General features: G+C 40.9%; 1 protein-coding gene. It reads right to left on the bottom strand.

Features of this window, described 5'->3' with window-relative positions:
• The coding region (locus ACRBG0_RS28090; protein WP_431490147.1) for a T9SS type B sorting domain-containing protein at positions 1 to 3,950 on the bottom strand (3,950 nt) is incomplete at both ends.

Genomic DNA, 3,950 nt, shown 5'->3' with positions numbered 1-3,950 from the left:
AGTAAAATGATTGATAAACTCTTTTGGCGTTCCATCAAATGGGTCTACATATTCCACTCTAAACCAGTAATCCGCTGATGGCATCACATTTCCATTATACGTTCCATCCCATCCAGCTCCTGCAGGACTGATCTGCTTCAAGAGCTTCCCATAGCGATCAAAGATAAATATCTTCGCCGATGGTTGGTTCTGTAGTCCAATAATATTCCAGGTTGCATTGTACGCATCTCCATTAGGTGTAAAGAACTCCATAAAATCAATAAGTCCAAAGGTTCTTACCAGTTCTCCACAACCATTGGTATCTCTTACCGTAATGGTATGCTGCCCTGGTTGTAAGTCTGTAAAGACCCCATCTGTTTGCCAAGCCCCATCATCTAATTGATACTCATAACTTCCTGAACCACCAGAAGCAGTAGCTGTCACATTATGGGTATCTGCAAAGGCAGGTGTATTCACTGCAATATCTAAGGTACTAGGCGCCGAAGAAGCCTCATACGTTACACTATCATCAAAAGTACAATTCGTTGGATGATTCATATCCGTTACTGTCACACTATAGGTTCCAGCTTCTGTCACCTGTACGGTAGCTGTAGTGGCTGTTCCACTAGGAGTTGTCCACTGATAAGTATACCCTGCACCAAAGTCCACACCAATGGTTCTAATATCCAGTGCTTGCCCTGTAGTGGCATCCACACATAAAATATCATCTGCAGGTAGGGTAAATACCGGTAATGGATTCACCTGCAGATTCACTAGTATTGGATCCGATAAACATCCTGTGATGGTTTGTCTGACTCTTGCATACAATGTCTGTGGGTTAGACGTATTGGTATAACTACTTGCATTGGCAATAGCATTGTCATCCATATCTGCATCGGTTGCTGATGCATAATACACCACTTCCATATCCGCTTGTCCATTAATAATCGCTGCATCCAAGGTTGTTAAATCAAACACTGCTGTGTCTTGATCCGCTTGATCATCTGCACATAACTCATAAGTATCCGGTGTGGTTGCTGTTGGAATTGGCTCCACACTAAGTTCTAGACTGGCAATATTATTGGTATTGACACACTCAGTAGCTATGTTCTCCACACGGATAAAGACCGTCTGTGGATCGGTTGTATTCTCAAATCCATTGACAAGGGCTGCTGTTCCTGCTAAGGCATCCGCCACTGTTGGGTGATAGCTTACTGTAAAGTCAGTAAGATCTTGAGGAGCTGACAACAGATCTAAAGAAGCCGTCACTACATCCCACTCAAACTGTCCCACATTGTCATTGTCATACTCACAGAATACATAAGTAAAAGCAGTATCGGTAAGTGCAGGTAGTGGATGTACAATCACAGGTAACTCTACCACCTTATAACAAGGTAGCATATTACTATCAATCTGAAGATCACTCTCTACTCTTACATAAATAATCACCTGTCCATCAGCATTAGCAGTAGCCATATCAACAGTATGCATGGTAGGATCTACAATCGCATTGGCATCATCCATGGCATCCATGGCTGTAATATGATAACTTACTGTGACATTATTCTCATTATCCACAATCTCTGCCTCAGATAAAGTAAGATCAAACACTAAAACACCATCTGTATCATCATCACAGGCTGTGAGTGGTTCTGGCATAGTATTCGGTGTTGGAATCGGAAGTACACGAAGAGTCATGGTAATATCTGTGGTACATCCAGCAGCATTGGTGGCTCTGATATAGATCACCTGTGGATTATCAGTATTTTGATATGCTGAAGGATCAGCAATAGGTGTATCACTCGCTAGATCAGCGGCATTGGCATAATACGCCAGTGTTAAACTCGTATCTCCCCCTGTAATCTCCGTGTATTTATCTGTTAAATCAAAACTAGTGATCTCATCACTCTCATCGCCACTCTCAGCATCATCACAAAGTGCAAATGGAGTTGGTTGTACCAGTACTGGTGGTCCTACCACAATAATATCAAAACTACCAATGGCAAAACACTCCGTGGTATTATGTTCTAATCGTACCCAGATGGTTTGTTGATTGGCTACAATATTGGTATAATCCGTAAGATTCACAATAGGACTCACATCATCCTGTGCATCTTGTTCACTCTCATGATAGGTCAATGTGAAATCACCAGGGGTTTGTGTTCCATAAATCTCTGTTTGTGTTTGAGTAAGATCAAACATATCAAATCCATCTAAACTCATCGCATCATCACACTCTTCTAAATCTGTAATCACCAGTGGTAATACAGGAATTGGTGTTACCGTAAGTGTTAATGGAGTGATGGTGGTACATCCTGTTACAGTATTGGTAGCCAAGACATAAATGGTTTGACTATCCATCATGATGTTGGTATATGGAGAAGCTAGTGGGAATAGATTCTGTTGTGCATTCTCTAATGTTTCATGGAAACTATAGGCTACATCAGGTTCATTGTTGATAATATCATTCACCAAATCATTCAGATCAAAGAGTTGGAATCCATCATTGTCCTCATCACAGATATCAGCTGTGAGGGTTCCATTAGGATCTAGTGTTGGACTTGGGAGTGGATTCACACGAATGTCAAAGGTGATGGTGTTTTGACAGCCTGTAGTATCATTGGTGGCTCTTACAAAGATGGTTTGTACCCCGATCTCTACATTGCTATACATACTTGGATCAGCAATAGGAGTATCACTAGCTAGATCAGCGGCATTGGCATAGTAGTCTAGACTAATTCCAGGAGCACTGTTGAGTAAATCTTCCGCCAGTGAAGTAAGATCAAACACCTCAATTCCATCCCCAAGTGATACCGCATCACAAAGCTCCAAGGTTGGTAGTTGTACCAGTGTTGGTAGTTCATTCACTACAAGAGTTAGATTGGTGACTGTAAAACAACCTGTGGCTAGATCTTCCACACGTACCCAAATGACCTGTGGACTAGGCGGGATATTACTATAGGCGTTTACATTATTGATCTCTCCTGTACCCGTACCAAGGATAGCATTGGCTTGTGAGTTATAATAAGAAACATCATGTGTTAGTGGATCTTCTCCGTTTAGAATATCAACCTCACTTTGCGTAAGATCAAACTGAGCGATCCCATCGGTATCGGTGTCACATTCGGCAAGAATGGTGGCATCCATCGCAGCAATCTCAGGAGCATCATGTACAATTAGATTCAGTGGTACGACATTGAAACATCCCGTAAGGACATTTTCTACACGTACATAAATGGTTTGCGTATAGGCATTGATATTGGTATAGGTATCTGGTAAGACACTTACATTGTTATCTGCATCCTCTGGGGTTTCATGATAAGTAACTGTTACCTGTCCTGGAATAACACCTCCTGTAATCTGACTCTCTGTACTACGGATATCAAAAATCCCAAAACCATCATTGTCTGTATCACAGTATTCTAGATCGGTAGGGAGATTGGCTACAGGGGATTCACTAACGATGATATCAAAATTAGTGATACTAAAACATCCTGTGACTCCATTTTCTACACGGACAAAGATTGTTTGTGAATTGCTGATGTTTGTATATGGAGAGGCAAGTGCATTCATATTATTCTCAGCATCCGCTTGTGTTAAATAATATTGAACAGATACACCTGTTTGTGAACCGATGATTTGTCCACTTTGAGAATTTAAATCACTTGCAGCGATTCCATCAAAGGGATCATCGCAAACATTTAAATCATCAGGTGTATTAGCAATAGGATTTTCATTGATAATCAGATCAAAATCCATTGTAGTATTGATACATCCTGTAAGGGTATTTACCGCACGTACATAGATTGTTCTTGGGAACGACGTATATGGACTCGGAATGGGAGCTGTATTAGACTGTGCATCAGTGAGTGATTCATGATAGGAAACATCAATATTTGCTTGACCATTAATGACTTCAGTGTCTTTGGTTGTTAAATCAAATATAAACTGATTGGCATCATCACTACAAA

This window comes from Lewinella sp. (genome assembly GCF_050633125.1).
Classification (GTDB): domain Bacteria; phylum Bacteroidota; class Bacteroidia; order Chitinophagales; family Saprospiraceae; genus Lewinella.
This window is presented reverse-complemented; position numbering and strand designations above follow the sequence as displayed.